This is a genomic window from Alcaligenes aquatilis (genome assembly GCF_003076515.1).
Lineage (GTDB): Bacteria > Pseudomonadota > Gammaproteobacteria > Burkholderiales > Burkholderiaceae_B > Alcaligenes > Alcaligenes aquatilis.
The window spans coordinates 2071415-2092739 of sequence record NZ_CP022390.1; the positions used below are offsets into that span (position 1 = coordinate 2071415).

The 21325-nt window shown below is 56.9% G+C and carries 19 protein-coding genes; 6 read left to right on the forward strand and 13 right to left on the reverse strand.

Translation table 11 applies throughout. The features are described 5' to 3' along the window. Positions 1–16 precede the first annotated feature (16 nt). Entirely contained in the window at positions 17–3808 is a 3792-nt protein-coding gene (gene hrpA, locus CA948_RS09525; protein WP_094196034.1) for an ATP-dependent RNA helicase HrpA, read from the reverse strand. A 72-nt stretch (positions 3809–3880) separates the two neighbouring features. Between hrpA and argA the strand changes: the two genes are divergently transcribed. The 3 genes from argA to CA948_RS09540 all read left to right on the forward strand — a co-directional run bounded on the left by argA (position 3881) and on the right by CA948_RS09540 (position 7375). Beyond that, a complete protein-coding gene (gene argA / locus CA948_RS09530; RefSeq protein WP_094196033.1) occupies positions 3881–5236 on the forward strand; it encodes an amino-acid N-acetyltransferase in 1356 nt (451 codons plus the stop codon). 70 nt (positions 5237–5306) lie between these two features. Beyond that, entirely contained in the window at positions 5307–5579 is a 273-nt protein-coding gene (locus CA948_RS09535) for an oxidative damage protection protein (protein ID WP_009461661.1), read from the forward strand. A gap of 509 nt (positions 5580–6088) precedes the next feature. Further along, a complete protein-coding gene (locus CA948_RS09540) occupies positions 6089–7375 on the forward strand; it encodes an EAL domain-containing protein (protein ID WP_108727886.1) in 1287 nt (428 codons plus the stop codon). Positions 7376–7480: 105 nt separating this feature from the next. Here the strand turns inward: CA948_RS09540 and phoU are convergent, their stop codons facing one another. From phoU to alr, 12 genes are all read right to left on the reverse strand, one after another. Further along, positions 7481–8215: a phosphate signaling complex protein PhoU gene (phoU, locus tag CA948_RS09545; RefSeq protein WP_009461659.1), complete on the reverse strand. Its 735-nt coding sequence runs from the start codon at positions 8213–8215 to the stop codon at positions 7481–7483. An 87-nt stretch (positions 8216–8302) separates the two neighbouring features. Beyond that, positions 8303–8986 carry a ribose-5-phosphate isomerase RpiA gene (gene rpiA / locus CA948_RS09550; protein ID WP_094196031.1) on the reverse strand — a complete coding sequence of 228 codons (684 nt, stop codon included), beginning with the start codon at positions 8984–8986 and terminating at the stop codon, positions 8303–8305. Positions 8987–9025: 39 nt separating this feature from the next. Then, positions 9026–9370 (reverse strand): Spx/MgsR family RNA polymerase-binding regulatory protein, encoded by a 345-nt coding sequence (locus CA948_RS09555; RefSeq protein WP_094196030.1) that lies wholly within the window; start codon positions 9368–9370, stop codon positions 9026–9028. Positions 9371–9397: 27 nt separating this feature from the next. Further along, complete coding sequence (locus CA948_RS09560; RefSeq protein ID WP_094196029.1) at positions 9398–10204, reverse strand: ABC transporter permease subunit; 807 nt, start codon at positions 10202–10204, stop codon at positions 9398–9400. After that, on the reverse strand, positions 10204–11121 hold the full coding sequence (locus CA948_RS09565; protein ID WP_108727887.1) for an ABC transporter permease subunit: 918 nt from the start codon (positions 11119–11121) through the stop codon (positions 10204–10206). Before CA948_RS09565 ends, CA948_RS09560 begins: the two co-directional genes overlap by 1 nt. Then, positions 11118–12248, reverse strand: coding sequence for an ABC transporter ATP-binding protein (locus CA948_RS09570; RefSeq protein ID WP_094196027.1), 1131 nt, complete (start codon positions 12246–12248; stop codon positions 11118–11120). The genes CA948_RS09565 and CA948_RS09570 overlap by 4 nt, the downstream gene beginning before the upstream one ends. A 5-nt stretch (positions 12249–12253) precedes the next feature. Further along, positions 12254–13348 carry a polyamine ABC transporter substrate-binding protein gene (locus CA948_RS09575; protein WP_395014077.1) on the reverse strand — a complete coding sequence of 365 codons (1095 nt, stop codon included), beginning with the start codon at positions 13346–13348 and terminating at the stop codon, positions 12254–12256. Positions 13349–13437: 89 nt separating this feature from the next. Continuing rightward, positions 13438–14157 (reverse strand): 3-deoxy-D-manno-octulosonic acid kinase, encoded by a 720-nt coding sequence (locus CA948_RS09580; protein WP_094196025.1) that lies wholly within the window; start codon positions 14155–14157, stop codon positions 13438–13440. 9 nt (positions 14158–14166) lie between these two features. Continuing rightward, complete coding sequence (locus tag CA948_RS09585) at positions 14167–14946, reverse strand: sulfite exporter TauE/SafE family protein (protein WP_108727888.1); 780 nt, start codon at positions 14944–14946, stop codon at positions 14167–14169. Positions 14947–14951: 5 nt separating this feature from the next. Next, on the reverse strand, positions 14952–16337 hold the full coding sequence (radA, locus tag CA948_RS09590) for a DNA repair protein RadA (protein WP_094196023.1): 1386 nt from the start codon (positions 16335–16337) through the stop codon (positions 14952–14954). Positions 16338–16346: 9 nt separating this feature from the next. Then, entirely contained in the window at positions 16347–17063 is a 717-nt protein-coding gene (locus CA948_RS09595) for an SDR family oxidoreductase (RefSeq protein ID WP_094196022.1), read from the reverse strand. Positions 17064–17081: 18 nt separating this feature from the next. Beyond that, entirely contained in the window at positions 17082–18212 is a 1131-nt protein-coding gene (alr, locus tag CA948_RS09600) for an alanine racemase (RefSeq protein ID WP_108727889.1), read from the reverse strand. Positions 18213–18282: 70 nt separating this feature from the next. On the opposite strand from alr, the gene hpnC reads away from it, so the two are divergent. Genes hpnC through hpnE form a run of 3 tightly spaced genes read left to right on the forward strand, consistent with a single transcriptional unit; the run spans position 18283 to position 21296 of the window. Next, positions 18283–19143 (forward strand): squalene synthase HpnC, encoded by an 861-nt coding sequence (gene hpnC, locus CA948_RS09605; RefSeq protein WP_108727890.1) that lies wholly within the window; start codon positions 18283–18285, stop codon positions 19141–19143. Positions 19144–19149: 6 nt separating this feature from the next. Continuing rightward, positions 19150–20013, forward strand: coding sequence for a presqualene diphosphate synthase HpnD (gene hpnD, locus CA948_RS09610; RefSeq protein WP_108727891.1), 864 nt, complete (start codon positions 19150–19152; stop codon positions 20011–20013). Continuing rightward, positions 20010–21296, forward strand: a complete 1287-nt coding sequence (gene hpnE / locus CA948_RS09615) for a hydroxysqualene dehydroxylase HpnE (protein ID WP_108727892.1) — start codon at positions 20010–20012, stop codon at positions 21294–21296. The genes hpnD and hpnE overlap by 4 nt, the downstream gene beginning before the upstream one ends. Positions 21297–21325 lie beyond the last annotated feature (29 nt).

Here is a 21325-nt window from a genome sequence, read left to right on the forward strand (position 1 = left end):
CAAAACAACAAACAACCTAGCGCTGCAAGGCAGCCCAGGCTTTTTCCAGACGCTTGACCGAAACCGGCATGGGAGTTCGCAACTCTTGCGCAAACAAGGACACGCGCAACTCTTCCAGCATCCAGCGAAAGTCCCGCAAACCGCTATCGGTGGCGCCTTTGAGCGCCGCAACGGCACGCTGGTACTTCGTCAGCAAAACTGACATATCCTGCATCAAGCGTTGATCGCGGGCCGGATCGGCTCGCAGCTTGTCCACCCGGGTTTGTACGGCTTTCAGGTAGCGCGGCATATGAGCCAACTGCGCGTATTCATTGCTTTCCAGAAACATGGTGGGCATCAAGGCATTCAATTGCTGCTGTATGTCTTTCAAGGCCTCGGGGTGAGCTTTGATTTGCGCCAGTTTTTTCTGGGCGGCACTCCACTCATTCAGAATCTGACCGGCCAAACGCGCTACTTCCTGGGCCACCAGACCCAAGCGACTGCGACCTTCTTGTACGCGTGCCTCAAACTCGGCCTGGTTTTTCGGCCACGGCTCCATCATGCAGGACTGCTCCAGGGCCACATCAATAATCTGATCCCGCAATTGTTCCTGCGTACCCAGATTGATATACAGCATGCTGATGCGGGTCAGATCCGTAATGTTCTTTTCCAGAAAGCGCACTTGCTCGCGCAAGGCCAAACGGAACAAGCGACGCAAACCCAAACGGTGCTGACGCTGGGCCTGAGCCGGGTCGTCAAATACGTCCAGATCGCAATGGGTTTTCTTGTCGATCAAGGCCGGGTAACCAATAAAGCTGCGACCTTTGCGCTTGATTTCCATCAGCTCGGGCAGTTCGCCAAAGCTCCAACTGGTCAGTTGCTCGTGATCCAGCACCTGCGCCACTTGCTCGTCGCTGGCAGCCATCTGCTGGAAGGACGCCTGCGCCTGACGGCCATGTTCGGCCTTGAGCTGGTCCAGATTACGGCCGCCCGACAACATGCGACCATGCTCGTCAATCACTCGGAAGTTCATGAACAAGTGAGTCGCCAACGTTTCCGGCTTGAAATCGCTGCGCTGTGGTCTTTGTTTGACGTGCGCCCACATATCCTGAGAAATCGCATCCAGCAGGCTCATTCCGGGATCGGATGCTTTTTCAAACCAGCGCTGGTGAAAGGCGGCCGCGTAATCGGGCAAGGGCACACAATGACGGCGAATACGCTGTGGCAAGGATTTCAGCAAAGCCAGCACTTTTTCCTTCAACATGCCGGGCACCAGCCATTCGCAACGCGCGGCGTCGATCTGGTTCAAGGCGAACAAGGGGACACTCAAGGTCACCCCATCGCGCACCGAACCCGGCTCGAAGTGATAATCCAGCGCCATCTTCACGCCCTGCCATTGAACCGAGCGCGGAAACACCTCGGTGGTGATACCGGCTGCGTCGTGCTGCATCAGCTCGTCGCGGTTCAGCTCCAGGCCCTTAGCCTGTTCCTTGGACAAACCCTTGAACCATTTTTCCAATGTGGCAGTCTGGTACACGTCCTTGGGGATGCGCTGATCGTAAAAGGCGTAGATCAGTTCCTCATCCACCAGAATGTCAGGACGACGCGATTGGTGCTCCAAACGCTCTACCGCCTGAATTTGCTGACGGTTATGGCGCAGGAAAGGCAGGTTGGAATCAATCTCGCCCGGCACCAGAGCCTGACGCAAGAACAATTCACGGGCCTGCACCGGATCAATGCGGCCAAAGTGAATGCGACGGCCACTGTAAATCAGCAAGCCGTACAAGGTCGCACGCTCATTGGCAACGACCTGACCGGCCTTTTTCTCCCAACGCGGGTCGCCCCAGGTTTTACGCAGCAAATGGGCGCCAACTTTTTCAATCCATTGCGGTTCGATACGCGCCACACAGCGGGCAAACAGGCGCGTGGTTTCCATCAGCTCGCCGGCCAGAATCCAGCGGCCTGCTTTCTTGACCAGCTTGGAACCGGGGTGAATCACAAAACGCAGCTCACGCGTGCCTTGATAGACGCCGGTTTCTTCGCTCTTATAGCCAATATTGCCGATCAGCCCCGTCAGCAAGGCCAGATGCACTTGCTCATAAGTGGCAGCCGAGGGATTGGCGACCCAGCGCTGTTCCTGCACCAGGCTACGCAATTGAGTATGGACATCACGCCACTCCCGAATCCGCAAGGGTGACAGCAGGGCCTGTTTAACGCTATTGGCAAACTTGCGCTGCGAGCTTTGCTCCTGTGACAAGGCTTCCAGCCAGTTCCACAGCTTCACATAGGACAGAAACTCGGACTTGTCGTCATTGAAACGGGCATGGGCCTGATTGGCCGCTTCACGTTCATGGACAGGACGATCTCGCGGGTCTTGCACGGACATGGCCGAGGCCACGATCAGCATTTCTGTCAAACAATGATGTTCGTGACCGGCCAGAATCATGCGGGCCACACGCGGGTCCACCGGTAGCTTGGCCAGGGAACGGCCAACTTTGGTCAGGCGCTGCTGTTCATCCAACGCGCCCAGCTCTTGCAAGATTTGATAGCCATCGGCAATGGCGCGGCCAGTCGGTGGCTCCACAAAGGGGAAGGTTTCCACATCGTCCAGATGCAGGGCCTTCATGCGCAGAATCACCGAGGCCAGCGAGGAGCGCAGAATCTCGGGATCGGTAAAGGGGGGGCGGCTCTTGAAGTCCTGCTCGTCATACAGACGAATACAGATACCGGGACCAATACGACCACAACGCCCTGCCCGTTGGCTGGCCGAGGCCTGGCTGATCGCTTCAATGCGCAACTGCTCGACCTTGTTGCGCCAGGAATAGCGCTTGATACGCGCCAGGCCGCTATCGACCACAAAGCGTATGCCAGGCACGGTCAAGGAAGTTTCGGCCACGTTGGTCGCCAGCACCACACGGCGCGCATTGCCTTTGGGGCGGAAAATACGTTCCTGATCCGCCTGCGACAGACGCGCAAACAAAGGCAGGATCACTGTATTGATGGGCTTTTCTTTTTCCAGTGCCTCGGTGGCTTCACGGATCTCGCGCTCGCCGGGCAAGAACACCAAAATATCGCCAGTGCCGTGCCGGGCGCATTCCTGCACCGCATCCACAATGCCTTGCATCAGATCCCGCTCTTCCTCGGAGGCAGAACGGCGTTCTTCGGCATCGACCAAGGACGGATCCAGAATCGGGCGATACACAATATCCACGGGATACAGACGGCCCGACACTTCAATCACGGGCGCCCTCTTGCCCTTGTGGGCAAAGTGCTCCGCAAAACGCTCGGCATCAATGGTGGCCGAGGTGATGATCAGCTTTAAATCCGGACGCCGTGGCAGCAACTGCTTTAAAAAGCCCAGCAGAAAGTCAATGTTCAGACTGCGTTCATGGGCCTCGTCAATAATGATGGTGTCGTAGCGGCTTAACAAGGGATCGCGCTGGGACTCGGCCAGCAAGATCCCGTCCGTCATCAACTTGATGGCCGAACGCGGTCCGGTCTTGTCGTTGAAACGAATTTGATACCCTACCCAGTCACCAATCTCCGATTGCAGCTCCTGGGCAATACGCTTGGCAACCGATGTAGCCGCCAGACGGCGCGGCTGGGTATGACCAATAATCTTGCCCTGCAGGCCGCGCCCCAGCTCCAGGCAGATTTTAGGTAATTGGGTGGTTTTGCCCGAGCCGGTTTCACCACACACAATGACCACCTGATGGTCTTTGATTGCCTGGGCAATTTCGGCCCGTCGGGCGCTGACTGGCAGGTCATCAGGATAGGAAATTGTTGGTAAAGAGGGTGGATTTTCAGTCAATTCGTCGGACTCGTGCATGAAAGGTAGTTTCTGGTACAGACATCATTATAATTTTGGCTTGAAACCATTTGGACGCAAAGATCCCCCGCAATGAACACAGACATCCCCGACTCGTACAACGCCATCGAAACACCTGATCAGTCCCAGGCACAATTTGTGCGATGGTTCAGGGAAGTGGCGCCTTATGTACACGACTTTCGAGGCAAGACGTTCGTGGTGGCTTTTGGGGGCGAGCTCATCAACGATGGATTGCTCTACACCCTGATCCCGGACTTGTCGCTGCTGTCGGCGCTGGGCATCAAGCTGGTGCTGGTGCACGGTTCACGCCCCCAAGTCAATGAACAGCTACGCCTGAAAGGGGAAACCACGCAATTTGGCCGTGGTACCGAGCCGACCAGCGCCGTCGCTCTGGAATGCGCCAAAGAGGCCGCCGGTGAAATTCGCCTGGATATTGAAGCCGCATTCAGTCAGGGTTTGCCCAACACCCCCATGTCACATGCCCAGATTCGCATTATTTCGGGCAACTTTGTGACCGCGCGTCCTGTGGGTGTCATTGATGGCCTGGACTTCAAGCACTCTGGCTCGGTGCGCAAACTTGATGTGGACGCCATGCGCGTCATCCTGAATCAAGGTGCGCTTATTCTACTCTCTCCCTTGGGTTTTTCTCCAACCGGGGAGGCCTTTACCCTGGATATGGAAGATCTGGCAACCAGCACGGCCATCGCGCTGCGCGCTGAAAAATTGATTTTCCTGACACCGGAACATATTGGTCACTCCAATAATCTGGATATTGACTCGGAACTGGCCCGTGCCGATGCCGATGGCCTGCTGGCCTCGGGCAAACTCGATCAGGACTGCTCGACCTTTTTGCGCTATGCCTCGCAAGCAGTCAAACGCGGTATTGCCCGTGCACACCTGGTGCCCTACAAGCAGGACGGCAGCATTTTGCTGGAGATCTTCACCCACGATGGGGTGGGTACCATGGTGGTGGAAGATTCGCTGGACGATTTGCGCCCGGCCAATCTGGACGATGTGGGTGCAATTGTGCAACTGATCGAACCACTGGAAATTGACGGCACCCTGGTGCCCCGTGGTCGTTCTGTCATCGAGCGCGAAGTAGAGCAGTTCACGGTTCTGGAGCATGACGGCATTATTTACGGCTGCGTTGCCCTGATCCCCTACGAACAAGAAAGCATGGCCGAGATGGCCTGTCTCATCGTGCACCCCGAATGGCAAGGCTCGGGCGAAGGCGAAATCCTTTTGCGGCACACCGAGGCCAAGGCCCGTGCAGCCGGTTTCAAGCGCCTGTTCGTGCTGACCACGCGCACCTCTCACTGGTTTATCAAGCGTGGGTTTGTGCAAGGTGGCGTATCTGATCTGCCTAAAGGCAAACAGTCGCATTACAACCGATCGCGCAACAGCATGGTCTTTATTAAAAAGCTGTAAGCCGGTTTGACCGTCCTGCGCCCCTCAGTACAATACGCCCATCCACGCATTTGATTGAAAAGGAACACATATGGCACGCATGATTCACTGTGTGAAGCTGAAACAGGAAGCCGAGGGCCTGGAGTTTCCCCCCTACCCCGGCGAACTGGGCACCAAGATCTGGCACTCAATTTCCAAACAGGCCTGGGCCAACTGGATGGATGTGCAAACCCGTCTGGTGAACGAGAACCGCCTGAATCTGGCTGACGCCCGTGCCCGCACGTATTTGAAAGAACAAATGGAGCAGTATCTGTTTGAAGACAAGGATGTGGAAGCCGACGGCTTCACCGCCCCTTCCGCCTAGGGCCAGCCCCACTCGCTGACCACAGGCGACCGACCCCGGAGCATGACATCGTGCTCCGGGGTTTCTTTATTTCTGCTCCCGTCTCTTTGCCTTTCCCTGCCCAAGACGCAAACCATCCCCCTTTCGCACGCCACCCATAACAGTAATTAAATGAAACACTGCGCGACAAGTCAGTTTCAGACTGGTTAAAAATCAAAAGAAATGGAAATTTTCTATAATTATGAATCGCCCTAAAGCACAAAATCACGGCTGGCCTTAATGTGCTTGCAGAGCACCCAAGCCAAGCATGGAGCGCAGCACAAACACAGGAATAATGCTGCAGGGAGCATGCCCTTCCCCAACGCTGCCGCCATGCCTTGGCACAGTCCTGCGCCAATTCAATACTGGCTCGCCTAGCCCGAGCCACACAGGCCCATCACGTGTCCATGTCTGAGCAACCAAGCTCGGCGCCTTGCGCCGGACCTGAACAGCACAGCCACTTACTGCTTTACCCACAGGAAAAGAAGTTCATGTGCCGCCTAGACCTCCCCGAGATTGCCCAGTACTCCACCCATTTGCGCCTGTGGCTGGTCAATCTGAGCTATCTGAAGGCTTTGTATGGGCCACAGTTCCATGCTTTCGTATTGGACACGGTGCAGCAAAGGCTGCTGGATTGTGGGTTGAATACAGACGAGATCCTTATCCAGGGGGATTTTGTCCTGATTGCCCTCAAGCAACTGAGTAAGCAGAACCGCTTTGAGCGCACCCACCCCAACGCACTGGCCCAATTGCTGGGCGCAGCCCTGGAGTGCGATCCCATCACTCAGGACGAGCACCGCATCTACTTGCATACACAGATGGCCTATCACTATGACAGCCGGCAGTACGATACGGATCTGCTCCACCCTCCAACACCCAACCCCTGCTCTCACACCCATCCGGCCACGCTGGCGGCCTGGCACAAGGTCTGGGCCAAGACCTACCGGGACGACATGAGCCTGGCAGTGCGTATGCTGGATGATTTGCAAACCGGCATGTTGGTGCTGGCTTTTCAGCCCCTCTTTCACCTAAGTGAGCACCACAAGAGCAAAGATTTTTATGAAGAGGCACTGATTCGCCACAGCAGCGGTACTGACTATTCCCTGCCCGAGGCAATTGCCGCCCTGGAGCGACTGGGACTGATCTCGCGGCTGGATCGCAGCGTCCTGGGCAGCGTGGTGAAACTGCTCAGCACACAAACGGCTCTGTGTCTGGGTGCCAACCTGTCCGCTGGTTCTTTGCAGGATGACTTGTGGTGGCAAGACTTGTTCAGCTATCTGGACAGCCGTCCAGATGTCGCCCAGCGCCTGATTCTGGAAGTAACTGAAACCGGCACCATTGCCCACAAACCCACCGCGCTGCGTCTGATTGCACAATTGCAGAATCTGGGCGTGCGCATTGCGCTGGACGATACCGGCTCAGGCAATAGTACGCTGGCCTTTCTGGCCCAGACCCACGCCGACATTATCAAAATTGATCGTTCTATTTTGCTGCGGGCACGCAGCCCCGGACAACCGGCCCACTTGCTGCGTAATCTGGTCAATGTCTGCGCCGATTACTGCCCCTATGTCGTGATTGAAGGGGTAGAGGACGAGACTGACCTTGAGTTGGTGCGCCAGTCTGGCGCACACGGCGTACAAGGCTATCTGCTTGCCCTGCCTACCCTGACGCCATCCTGGTGGGACTCACCCGCTTTGATCACAGTCCAAGATGCGGTGCTCGTTCGTACCCAGTTCTATCCCGGACACGTTCCCCAGGGCTACGGCTTTGGTTTCTGAAACATCGCCGTCCCGCTAAAAACCGGCTGCTTTTCACGGCGCTGAAAACCAACAAGCCTTGCATGAAACCATGCAAGGCTTGAAGCAAGAAGGCCGGGATCAGAATCAGGCTTTGTCTTCAGACTCTGGCTCGGGCAAAGGCTCGCCGCGCGCCGTGCGCTCGGTATTTTTCACACCAGTGTGACGCACATCGTCACCGCGCACCATGTAGATTACACGTTCAGCCATGTTCTTGGCGTGGTCACCAATGCGCTCCAGCGCACGAGCAATAAAGATCAGGTCAATAGAGTGCGAGATCGTACGTGGGTCTTCAATCATGTACGTGATGATGTGACGCAGCGAACCCTTCCACTCACGATCCACTTCCTTGTCACTGCGTACAATCTGTGCCGCGTGCACGGCATCCTGACGGGCAAAGGCGTCCAGCACGTCGTTGATCATGCCAGCCACCGAGGAGCTCATGTGACGCAGTTCGACCACCGGCTCATAGCCTGCGGTACCTTCGTGCAAACGGCGCGCCATCTTGGCGATGCGCTCGGCCTCGTCCCCACAGCGTTCCATGTCGGTCAGCATTTTGGAGATGGACAACAACATGCGCAAGTCAATGGCGGTGGGCTGATTACGGGCGATCAAGTTGGTGATGCGCTCGTCAATCTCCACCTCCAGGCGGTTGATTTCTTTTTCACGCTCGCGAACCTGGTCAACCAGCGACATATCCCCGGTTTGCAGGGCTTCGGTCGCACTGCGAACCATAGATTCAACAATACCGCCCATCTGCAAGAACAGCGAACGGGTGGCCTCCAGATCGGAGTGAAACTGCTTATTGGTATGTTCGTTCATAGTGGCCTTCTTTAACAGCAAAATGGCTCGCGCCAGCGCTTAATCCGTATATAGATTAAGCACCGATTATGACAGAGACATTAAATTTCAGAAACCGTCGCCAGACAGGGTACGCACACCTTGTTGACCGGCAATCAAGGCCACGCTGGCCGGGGCAATAGCGAACAGACCGCAACATACCACACCGGGCATATTGTTGATGCGCGCTTCCAAAGCGGCCGGGTCTTCAATGGACAAGCCGGACACGTCCAGAATCAGGCCGCCGTTATCGGTGACAAAGCCCGCACGCTCGACGGGATTACCGCCCAGAGCACGCAACTGACGGGCGACCGCATTTTTGGCCATGGGGATGACTTCCACCGGCAAGGGAAACGCACCCAGCCGATCCACCAATTTAGAGTCGTCCACAATACACAAAAACTTGTCCGAGACTGACGCCACAATTTTCTCGCGAGTCAGTGCGCCACCACCACCTTTGGTCATGTTCAGGGCAGCGTCGATTTCGTCAGCACCATCGACATACCAGTCCATGCGTTCGATGGTGTTTAAGTCTTGCACGTCAATACCCAGACTTTGCAGGCGAGCGGTCGAGCGTTCCGAGCTGGAAGCTGCAGCCTTGAAGGCATGCTTGTGCGCCGCCAGGGCATCAATAAACAGATCAACCGTGGAACCCGTACCCACACCCAGAATCGAATCAGGAGTCAGGAAAGGAAGGACGTATTCAACGGCGGCCTGAGCCACCTGTTGTTTGAGTTCGGACTGTGTGTACATGGCAGATATAAAAATCGGGGGGCTGGGCCCCCCTTTGGTTTACTTGAGAAAACGAGCAGCAAATTTGCCTTCGTTAAAGCCCACGCTGACTTCACCCTCGGGCGTAATCAGCAAGGGACGGCGTACCAGGGCAGGAAACTCGGCAATCAAGGCCAGCCATTGGGCATCGTCCTGCGGTTCTTTACGTTCCGCCGGCAGATTACGCCAGGTCATGGAAGCGCGGTTGACCAGTTTGGGCCAACCGCCCAGCTCCTGCGCCCATTGTTGCAAACGGGCCGCTTCCAAGGGATGTTCGCGGTAATCCACAAAGGTCAACGACAGACCATTTTGCTCAAACCAGGCCATCGCCTTTTGGCAGGTGCTGCAGTTTTTCAAACCATACATCGTGAACACGGCAAGACTCCTTATCAATCAGGCGCGACGCTCGCGGCGTACCTGCAAGCGATTGGCGACGATCACAAAAATACCGATCACCAAAATCAGCAGGGTTGCCAGGGCGTTGATCTCGGGCTTGAGCCCCAGACGGACACGCGAAAAAACTTCCACCGGCAAGGTGGTAAAACCCGGGCCAGACAGGAAAGAGGCAATCACCACATCGTCCAGCGACAAGGTAAAAGCCAGCAACCAGGCCGCCATCAAGGACGGCACGATCGAAGGCAACACAACCTGGAAAAACGCTCGTAAGGGAGTCGCCCCCAGATCCAGCGCCGCCTCTTCCTGAGAACGGTCCAGCTCACGCATGCGCGATTGCAGAATTACAGTGGCATAGGCGGTACACAGCACCACGTGCCCGATCCAGATCGTGAAAATACCGTTCTGTTCCGGCCAGCCAAACAAGGAGTTCAGCTCCACAAACATGAGCAGCAAGGAAATGCCCAACACGACTTCCGGGATAACCAACGGTGCGCTGACCAAGCCGATATACAGCGCAAATCCCTTGAAGCGGCCCATACGAGCCAGCACATAGGCGGCCCAGGTGCCCAAAATCGTGGCCATGGTGGCCGTCAACACAGCAATCAGAAAAGACAGCTTGGCAGCGCTGAGCAAGGCCCTGTCCTGAAATAGGGATTCGTACCAGCGCAAAGAAAAGCCCGACCAAGACGTCATGATGGCCGATTCATTAAATGAAAAGACAATCAGGAACAGAATCGGTATGTATAGAAAACCGAAGCCCAGTGTCAGGACCAGGGCACGCAACCAGGGATTAGGCTTGGTCATCAGCGGCCTCCCCGTTGCGTTTGCATTTGTCGCATCTGGCTGTACTGGAAAAAGATCAAAGGAATGATCAGCAGCAAGACCATCACGCAAGTCACGGCAGCGGCCATGGGCCAGTCTGCATTATTGAAGAACTCGGTCCACATGACGCGGCCCATCATCAAGGTATCGGCACCACCCAGCATTTCCGGGATCACGTACTCGCCCACTGCCGGGATGAACACCAGCATGGCACCAGCAATCACGCCGGACATGGACATGGGAAAAGTGATGTGCCAGAACGCCGACCAGGGACGGGCGCCCAGATCATAAGCCGCTTCCAGCATGCGCATATCCAATTTGACCAGATTCGCATACAAGGGCAGGATGAAAAACGGCAGATAGGCGTAGATCAAACCGATATAAACAGCCAGGTCGGTGCGGTAAATTTCCAAAGGCGCATCAATAATGCCTATCCACAGCAAGACCTGATTGAGCAGGCCATCGCCGCGCAAAATGCCTACCCAGGCATAGACGCGCAGCAGCATGGAGGTCCAGAATGGCAAAATCACCGCCAGCAAGAGCAGGCTACGCACAGCCGGTGCAGAGCGCGCAATGTAGTAGGCCACCGGGTAGCCGATCAAAATACAAAAGATCGTGGTGACAGCGGCCATCTTCAGGGAACTGACGTAGGTCGCCAAATACAGATTATCGCTGAACAGCAGGATATAGCCGCGCAGGTTCAGGACAAAGGAAATGCTTTCCTCGGCAAACTGGGCCAAGGGCGTATACGGTGGCACCCCGAAATCAAGATCGGCAAAACTGATCTTGAGCACGAGCAAAAACGGCACCAGCAGAAACAAAATCATCCACAAGAATGTGGGCGCGACCACCAGCGTGCGACTGGTGGGCAGCAGTTTGCGCCAGGACAGGTTCTTCATGTGCTCAGTACCGTTGCGCTATCGTCGGACCAGGACACGTAGACTTCTTCATCCACACCCGGAGCATCAGGTTGAGCCAAGGTGCCGCTAGGCATTTGCGCTTCGATCAACATGCCGGCATCCAGACGAATCTGATAGCGGGTGTAACTGCCCATCCAGGATACGTGGGTCACAATGCCGTGGCCCCAGTTGGTATCCTCCGAGGGCAATTCGCGGCCCACCTTGATCTGCTCGGGACGAACGGACACGTAGACGTCCATACCCAGCGGTTCGCTGATCCCGTGACTGACATACAAGGGCCTGTTCAACTCCTCACATTCAATGTGAACATGATCCGGCTCGTCCACCGTCACCACGCCAGTGAACAAATTGGTGGAGCCGATAAAACCCGCCACAAACCGCGAATTCGGAAAGGAGTACACATCGTAAGGCGTACCAGACTGGATGATCTGCCCGTCGGACATCACCGCCAGCCGGTTGGCCATCGTCATGGCCTCTTCCTGATCGTGAGTGACCATAATGCAGGTCACCCCCACGCGCTCCAGAATCTTGACCAGCTCGATCTGCGTTTTCTGACGAATCTGCTTATCCAGAGCCGACATGGGCTCATCCAGCAAAAGCAGTTTGGGGCGTTTGACCAGGCTACGCGCCAGGGCTACACGCTGTTGCTGCCCACCCGACAACTGATTGGGTTTGCGGCGCGAAAAGCCCGCCATCTGCACCAGGTCCAGCGCCTCGAACACGCGCTCGTGGATCTCATTGCGGGGCACCCCCTCTTGCTTTAGACCAAACGCCACATTGGCCTCGACCGACATGTGCGGAAACAGGGCGTAAGACTGGAACATCATATTGACTGGCCGCCGATAAGGCGGCAGGTCAGTAATGTCCTCGTTGTCCAAGTAAATCCGACCGGAAGTCGGCTCCTCAAACCCTGCCAGCATGCGCAGCAAGGTGGACTTGCCACTGCCCGAACTGCCCAGCAGCGCAAAAATCTCGTGACGAGCCACGTCCAGACTTACCGACTGGACGGCCACCGTGTCGCCGAAAATCTTGACGACTTCGTCCACACGCACAAAAGCATCCTCGCCATCCATCCAGGGCGAGGTTCCGGTACGGATATCTTGCATGATGCCTAGCGTCCAGACTTGAGTTCAGCCCACAGGCGCGTTTGCAGGCGCTGCACTTTCAATGGCTGAGGTTTGATCACGAATAAGGTCTTGGAGACTTCAGACGAGGGGTAAATCATGGGGTTGTCGGCCACTTCCTTGACCACGAACTTGCGCGCCTCTTTATTGGCGTTCGGGTAGAACATGGTGTTGGTAATGGCGGCATGAACCTCTGGTGTTTCAATGTAATTGATAAAGGCGTGGGCCTCTTTCACATTGTTCGCGCCCTTGGGAATAGCCATGGTGTCGAACCAGATAGGTGCCCCACCTTGCGGAATGTAGTAGTCGATGGCATACGGTTTTTTCGCCTGACGCGCACGGTCAGCCGAAATCATCACATCGCCCGAGAAACCGTAGACCATGCACAGATCACCCGCAGCCAGTTCGTCGATATATCCCGAGGAGCTGAACTGACGCACGTAAGGACGAATGGTCTTGAGCAGATCCAAGGCCTCGCGGTAGTCCGCTTCGTTGCTGCTGTTGGGGTCTTTGCCAATGTAGTGCAGCACGGCGGGAAATACTTGGGCGGCTTCGTCCAGGATGGAAATGCCACAGCCTTTCAGCTTCTCGGCATTTTCCGGTTTGAACAGCATGTCCCAGTTGCCCAGGTCCACCTGTTCACCCATGATTTCTTTGACTTTGGTGACGTTGTAACCCAAGCCATTGGTGCCGTAGCCCCACGGGATCAGATACTCGTTGCCAGGGTCCACATCCGAGAGCAAGGCCATGATGTCCGGGTCCAGATTGGACCAATTGGGGATCTGGCTTTTATCCAGCTTCTGGAACAAACCACCTTCGATCTGACGCGCAGCATAATGCGTGGAAGGAACCACCACGTCGTACCCTGATTTGCCCGTCAACAACTTGGCTTGCAAGGTGTCGTTATTATCGTAAACGTCATAACGCACGGTAATGCCTGTGGCTTCCTGAAAGCCAGACAAGGTATCGGGGGCCGTGTACTCAGCCCAGTTATAAACGTTAACAACCTGATTTTGTGCCTGTGCAACAGGCATGATGGCAGCAGCGGCCAGCAGGCCGGCGAGTACCTGTGGTGTGTTCATCCCAAAAGACATCACGAGTCCCCTTCCTATCGAAAGCGAAAAACCCAAAAGGCGAGATGATAAAGCTTTTTTAAAGCCCGTAGTCGTAATTAACGCTGCGTTTGGTGACGGTAAGCAGAAAACATCTGCTGCCACCACCTATCGCCACGCGGCCCACACACTTTGAGCAAAGATCGCCTGAGACGGTGCACATTACCCAGCGCCTGGGCGGGGCTGACAGGCCCCTGTCGTGCACGGTCAAAATCGATCAGCCAGACTTTGTCATTCGCATCCAGCAAAATATTGTAGGCGTTCAGGTCAGCATGCCAAACCTCGAATTGGTGCATGCGGACAATCTCGCGCGCCACTAGCTCAGGGCAGGCGCGGTCCAGACACAAAGTCAAAGGCTGCACATCGGGCACCCGCCGGCTTATCAGGGCCGCACGGTACCAAAAACCCTGTCGCCACCACGCCCCTGCCAGCACCTCGGGAACAGCCAAACCCTTGTTGTGCAAATAAGACATCACTTGAAACTCTCGCCAACTGCGGGTATTGGATGCACCTTGCCAGAGATAGGCGGAATCATTGAAGCGAGCCACCAGACCACCACGACGATAATGACGTAATACGGCCTGACCAAAAGGGCCATTCACAAACCAGGCAGCCTGACGGCCGCCCTGCCCGACTTTGCTGGCCTGATCGCCATAGGAGGCCGCCTCGAACCAGCGTTGCAAGGCCGCCGGTTCCAGATCCAGTTGATTGGCCAACGCCGGCGCCAACAAGGCACCGCCACCGGGCAAAGCATAGACAGTTTCGGAATGGGTGCTCACAGCAGCTCCTCAGGCACGAACCAGCAACAAGGTCACGATCAGTACCAGCATGCAGGCAAAAATAAACTTCAGACGATTCTCAGGCAGGCGATAGGCCAGACGCACGCCAAACGGCACCAGCATCAGGCTGCCTATCGCCATCGGTATCCCGATCTGCCAGGTTGCTTGGCCATGAAAAGCATAGGTCGCCAAGGCAACCAGCGTACCGGGAATAATCATGGACAGCGCCAAGCCTTGCGCACCGGTCTGGCTATAACCCATGCGGCTGGTCAGAAAAGGCACTACCAGCACCGCACCGCCCACACCAAATACGCCCCCGGCCAAGCCCGCCATCATGCCTACCGCGATATACCACAGCTGGCCAAACGACTCCGGGTCCGGACGCGGCTTGTCACTGCGACGACGCCGCCGGGAAAAACCCAAACTCTGGTCGAAATAATACAGGGCAATGGCCATCACAAATACAGAGTAAATGCGACGCAGCAAGACCGCATCCATACCCAAGGCCAGACGCGCCCCCAGCCAGGTAAAGATGATGGAAGAAACCGCCCCCAGAGCAGCCCGGCGGAAATCAATATGATTGCGGCGATGATACTGACGCACGGTCAGCAGCACCGCTGGCACCACCATGATCAGAGCCGTCCCCTGAGCGGTTTGCTGATCCATGTCCAGAATCAGGCCCAGCAGCGGAATGGCCAGCAAACCGCCGCCTATCCCCAGCACACCACCGGCGTAGCCAATAAGCGCACCTCCCAGCAAACAAGCCAGGATCAACTCAAGATTTAACATGGCAATTACAGGTTGCGCAGACGATCGACGGCGTCCTCGACCCGATCTACCGCCCAGATTTCCAAGCCTTCAATCGCCTGGCGCGGGGCATTGCTCTTGGGAATCAGCGCGATGCTGAAACCCAGCTTGGCCGCTTCGCGCAAACGCTCCTGACCGCGCGGGGCCGGACGAATTTCACCGGCCAGGCCAATTTCCCCGAACACCACCAAACCGCGTGGCAAGGGACGGTTATTCAGGGAAGACAGAATAGCCAGCAGCACAGCCAGGTCGGCGGCTGGCTCAGTAATCTTGACACCCCCCACGGCATTAACAAACACGTCCTGGTCGTACGTAACCACACCTGCGTGGCGGTGCATCACGGCCAGCAACATGGCCAAACGGGAGCTTTCCAGGCCCACAGACAAGCGGCGCGGATTAGGTACATGTGCTGTATCCACCAGGGCCTGAATTTCCACCAGCAAAGGCCGTGTGCCTTCCTGAGTGGCCATGACGCAGGAACCGGCGACCGACTGAGAATGCTGCGACAAGAACAGGGCCGACGGATTGCTGACCCCTTTCAAACCCTTTTCCGTCATGGCGAACACACCCAGCTCATTGACCGCGCCAAAGCGGTTCTTGAATGCCCGCACCATGCGAAAGGACGAATGCGTGTCGCCCTCGAAATACAGCACGGTATCCACAATGTGCTCCAGCACTCGTGGCCCGGCCAGCGTCCCGTCTTTAGTGACGTGACCGATAAAAATCATGGAGGTGCCGCTTTGCTTGGCCAAGCGGGTGAGCTGGGCTGCACATTCGCGCACCTGCGACACCGAGCCTGGAGCCGCACTGAGCTGATCGGAATACAGGGTTTGAATCGAGTCGATCACCACCACACTGGGTTGATGCGACTGCAAAGCCTGGCTGATGGATTCCAGACGAATTTCAGCCAGCAGATCCACGCCTTCAGTAGGCACACCTAGACGGCGAGCACGCAAGGCGACCTGTTCGGCGGACTCTTCGCCCGTCACATACAGCACTTTGGTTTGCTGGGCCAAGGCCGCCATGGCTTGTAGCAGCAACGTCGACTTACCGACTCCGGGATCGCCCCCAATCAGGATGACGCCCCCTTCCACCAACCCTCCGCCCAGAACACGATCGAACTCACCTATGCCGGTAGGCACACGTGGCAATTCCCGTGCCTGTACCTCTGAAAGACTTTGAACCGGGCTGGAACCGGCCAGGGAAGCGAAACGGTGAGCACTGGCCGCCGCCGGTGTCTCCACCGTTTCCTGCAAGCTGTTCCACGCCCCACAGGCAGGACATTTGCCTGCCCACTTAGGTGTATCTGCCCCGCACTCTGTGCAAACAAATACAACTTTGGCCTTGCGGGCCGCACGAGTACTGGTGGCCATAGAAATTCCTTAACGTCCGCCCAGACTGCCACCGCCATCCACGCCCAGATTCTGGCCGGTGATATAAGCGGCTTCATCGCTGAGCAGAAAAGTAACCGCCGCAGCCACTTCCGCGGCCTGCCCAAACCGCCCCAAGGGAATGGAGGACAGGCTGCGTTGTTCAGCTTCGCTGCCGACGGGATGATTGGCACGGAACAATTCGGTTTCGATCGGACCAGGAGAGACCGCATTGACGGTAATGCCGTAAGGGGCCAGCTCCAGCGCCCAGGTGCGGGTACAACCCAGCAAGGCACTTTTGGCCGCGGCATAGCTGGTGCGGTCGGCACCGCCGTGCACGACACGACTGCAAATATTGACGATGCGGCCTTCCTTGCGCGCTTTCATCGAGGGGATGAACGCCTGGGCCACTTGCACCGCCACACGCACATTCAGGTCAAACACCTGATAGAGGTTGCCCAGGTCCACCTGACCAATGGGCTCGGGCGCGACCATACCCACATTGTTCACCACCGCATCAACGGGGTATTTTTCGCGGATAACGCGCAGCATTTCCTCGGTTTCGCCTGCATTGCTCAAATCGCAGGAGTACAGATAACCGGGGAAATCAATATTCTCCGTGTGACGGGCCAGACCCACCACGTGGGCCCCGGCATCGGCCAGCCTTTGGCTGATTGCCCAGCCGATACCTTTGGTAGCACCGGTAACGAGTACACATTTATTCTTCATGGCTATGCCTTATGGGTGTTAATCCTGGATGAAGCGCGGCACGCGTGGCGCGACCGCACAAATCAATTCGTAGCCCAGGGTTCCCGCTGCTGCGGCAACTTCATCCACACTGGGCCCGCCTTGACCGAACAACACCGCCTGGCTGCCTACTCCGGCGGCGGGCACCGGGGTCAGGTCTACTGCCAACATGTCCATGGAGACACGGCCAAGCAAACGGGTACGTACACCATTGACGGTAATAGGGGTGCCGGTTCCCGCATGGCGCGGGTAACCATCGGCATAGCCGCAAGCCACCACGCCAATGCGCATGGCCCGCTCGGCAAGATAGGTATGGCCGTAACCAATGCCCTCGCCCTGCTTGACGCCGCGCACACTGATGATTTCTGCAGCCAGCGTCATGCCGGGCTGCAAACCAAAATCATCGGCACTGCTCTCTGCAAAGGGGGAACTGCCGTACAGGCAGATACCGGGACGTACCCAGTGATCCGGGCCGGAGGGCATGTACGCCCCCAGGTCGGGGCTTAAAGTCGCGGCAGAATTGCACACACTGACCGGGCCGGGCAAACCGTCGGTAATCCGGTTAAAGCAGCGAATCTGCTCCAGCGTGGCGTCGATATTGTCATCGGCGCGCGCAAAGTGCGTCATGCGCCCAACCGTGCCCAGCTTGCCCGCTTTTTGCAGACGCTGGGCGCGCTCGAACGCGGCAGGGTAATCGTCCACGCTGAAACCCAGGCGGTTCATGCCGCTATTGAGCTTGACCATGGCATTCAAGGCTACCCCGCCTTTCCACTGCTCCAGCATCTTGAGCTGCTCATGGCAATGGATGACGGTGGTCAGACCGAACTCGGCCAGCACCTCCAGATCTTCTGGCTGAAAAAAACCTTCCAGCAACATGATAGGGCCGGTCCAACCGGCAGCCCGACAGCGTATGGCCTCTTTTAAATCCAGCATCGCCATGCCTTCGGCGGCACTGAAAGCCCGCACCGCATTTTCGATGTCATGACCGTAAGCATTGGCCTTCATGACGGCCCAGATATGAGGCCGTTTTACACCCGATGGAGCCGTAGCGTTATTCAGGCTCTGAATAACCATATCGAGATTGTGACGCAGTGACGCAATATGAATGGTGGCCGAGATAGGACGTGGCATGGTTCTCCCCGAAGCAATACGAAAGTCTAAACCAGCCCTAGTGGAAACGAAAGCCGTATACTGGCGGACTATGTCTATCGAGCACTATGAAAACTTCCCTGTCGCCTCTGTGCTGCTACCTCGTCTGCTACGCCGACCGGTCACCGATATTTATCGTTTTGCCCGCAGCGCCGACGACATTGCCGATGAAGGCGATTTAAGCGCTGCCGAGCGCCTGGAACTGCTGGCGCAGTTCGAAGCCGGAATAGAACAACTGCAATATCACCAGCCCGTCCTGGCCGATACCCCGCACAGCGAAATTTTTGTCCCTTTGGCCAGCAGCATCAGCAACTTCCAATTGCCGCTCAAGCCTTTTTTGGACCTGCTGTCTGCGTTCCGCCAGGACGTGACCACCCACCGCTATCGCGATATGGCACAGGTGCTGGATTACTGTACCCGCTCGGCCAACCCTGTTGGCCGCTTGATGCTGCATCTGTATCAAGCTCACAGCCCAGAGCTGATCGAGCTGGCCGACTCCACCTGTACGGGGCTGCAACTGGTTAATTTCTGGCAGGACGTGGCACTGGACTGGCACAAGAACCGTGTCTATATCCCGCAAGACCTGCTGGCCCAATATGATCTGGATGACGATTACATCCAGGCCCGCACGCAACTGCTGCGTCAGCCCGAGGCCGATGCACGATGGCAGGAAATGATGCAGCTGCTGGTGACCGATGCCCGTCAGCGCCTGCAAGCCGGACTGCTGCTGTCCTCCCACCTGTCCGGGCGCATCAGCCTGGAATTGAAAATGATGGTACTGGGCGGCCTGCGTATTCTGGAACGCCTGGAAGCGGTAAAGTTTGATGTCTTTAGCCATCGCCCCACCCTGTCCCGTATGGACTGGCTACGCCTGATTACCCGCGGCCTGAGCCGTACCTCTTACCGACCCTGAACGTCCATGAGCCCAGACGAGTATTGTCAGAACAAGGCAGCCCAAAGCGGCTCCAGCTTCTACTACGCCTTTTTGTTTCTGCCGCCTGAGCGCCGTCGCGCCATCACGGCGCTGTACGCGTTTTGCCGCGAGGTGGACGATGTCGTGGACGAGGTTCACGAAGAGTCCGTCGCCCGCATGAAGCTGGTGTGGTGGCGCACACAGGTGGCTGATCTGTATGAGGGCCGTGCCCATCACCCGGTGATGCAGGCCCTGGCTCCTCATATTGAAGCGTTTGGTCTGCCACAGGACGAGTTGCTGGCCGTGATCGACGGCATGGAAATGGATCTGGACCAGATGCACTACCCAAGCTGGAGCGAGCTGGAACGTTACTGTTGGCACGCCGCCAGCGTGGTGGGGCTGCTGTCGGCGCGTATTTTCGGTCAAACCCAAGAACAGACCAGCGACTATGCACAGAAGCTGGGCCTGGCATTTCAACTGACCAATATCATCCGCGATGTGGGTGATGACGCCCGTCGTGGTCGCATCTACTTGCCCCAGGAAGATCTGGACAAGTTTGGGGTGTCGCCCCACGAGATTCTGGACCAGCAGCACTCGGAGCGTTTCGAGGCCTTGATGGCTTTTCAAACCGAACGTGCTCAGGACCTGTACCGACAAGCCATGCGCGCCCTGCCTGCTGTTGACCGTCGGGCACAACGCCCCGGCCTGTTGATGGCAGCCATCTACCATGCCCTGCTGGTGGAAATTGCCAATGATCGCTGGCATGTGCTGGAACAGCGCATTTCGCTGACGCCCATTCGCAAGTTCTGGCTGGCCTGGAAAACCTGGGTATCGGGCGGCCGCAGCTTGCAACGCAAACTGGGCCGATGAAAGTCGCGGTTATCGGGGCGGGCTGGGCGGGCTGTGCCGCTGCCTGGCGACTGAAAACCCAAGGCCATCAAGTCAGTGTCTTTGAAGCCTCGCGCCATATAGGCGGGCGTGCCCGCCGTATCCACAGCCCCAATCTGGGGCGCGACACCGATAACGGCCAGCACATCATGCTGGGCGCCTACGCCGTCATTCTGGGATTGATGGGGGAAATTGGCCTGGACGAAGCTTCCCGTATGGAACGCAAGGATCTGGACGTAATCTCGGCCGATGGGCATTTCCGCCTACGCAATCGCCCCCTGCCCGCCCCCTTCCATGTATTGACTGGCCTACTGGGTGCCCAAGGCCTGAGCTGGTCGCAAAAAATCAAGCTGGCGCGCTTGTGCCGCTGGCTGATGAAACAACAATGGCGCACCCCAGCCGGTCTGACCGTGTTGCAGCTTCTGGAGCAGCATCAACAAGACAAGCATGTCATCCGCTTATTCTGGCAACCGCTGTGTGTGGCCGCCATGAACACCCCGATTGAACAAGCCTGCGCCCAATTGTTTGCCCATGTCCTGCGCGACAGCCTGGGCGGTCCCCGACAAGCCAGCCAAACCTTGATCCCGCTGACAGACTTAAGCCAGCTCTGGTGCGAACCCGCCCTGCGCGATATTCAGCTACAGCTAGGCCACCGGGTACAAAGGCTGGAGCTAACAGAATCGGGCGTACACATTGATGGCCTGCAATTTGATGCTGCCATCGTGGCTTGTCCTCCCGTACAAGCTGCTCGCCTGCTGCATAGCCTGCCTAGCAGCCCAGCCAGCGAACAGTTGTTGGCGGATCTGGAGGCGTTTAGCTATATCCCTATCGCCACCCTGTATCTGGAACTGGAGCAAGCCTGGAACCTGCCCCACTCCATGTTAATGCTAGACGATAGCAGCGGCAGCGGTGGGCAATGGCTGTTTGATCACAGCGCCTTGAAACCAGGCAGCGGCGAAACGTTGGTAGGGATCATCATCAGCGACGCGGTACGTTTGCAAGCCCTGGATCGTGAGCAGGCTATTGCCGCCATTATCGAGCAGGTGCGCGCTCAAACCCAGCATCTGCACGCCATGCCAGCCGTACGCGCCAGCGAGCTGATTATCGAAAAGCGGGCCACTTTTGCAGCTGTGCCCGGCCTGCGTCGTCCTTCAGTAGCAACACCTTGGGCTGCCATTCGTCTGGCAGGAGACTGGACCGATACCGGCTACCCCGGTGTATTGGAAGGCGCTGTACGCAGCGGTCTGAAAGCAGCACATCTGTAAGCACCAGGTCTGAGCGGGTCACAGCCAAA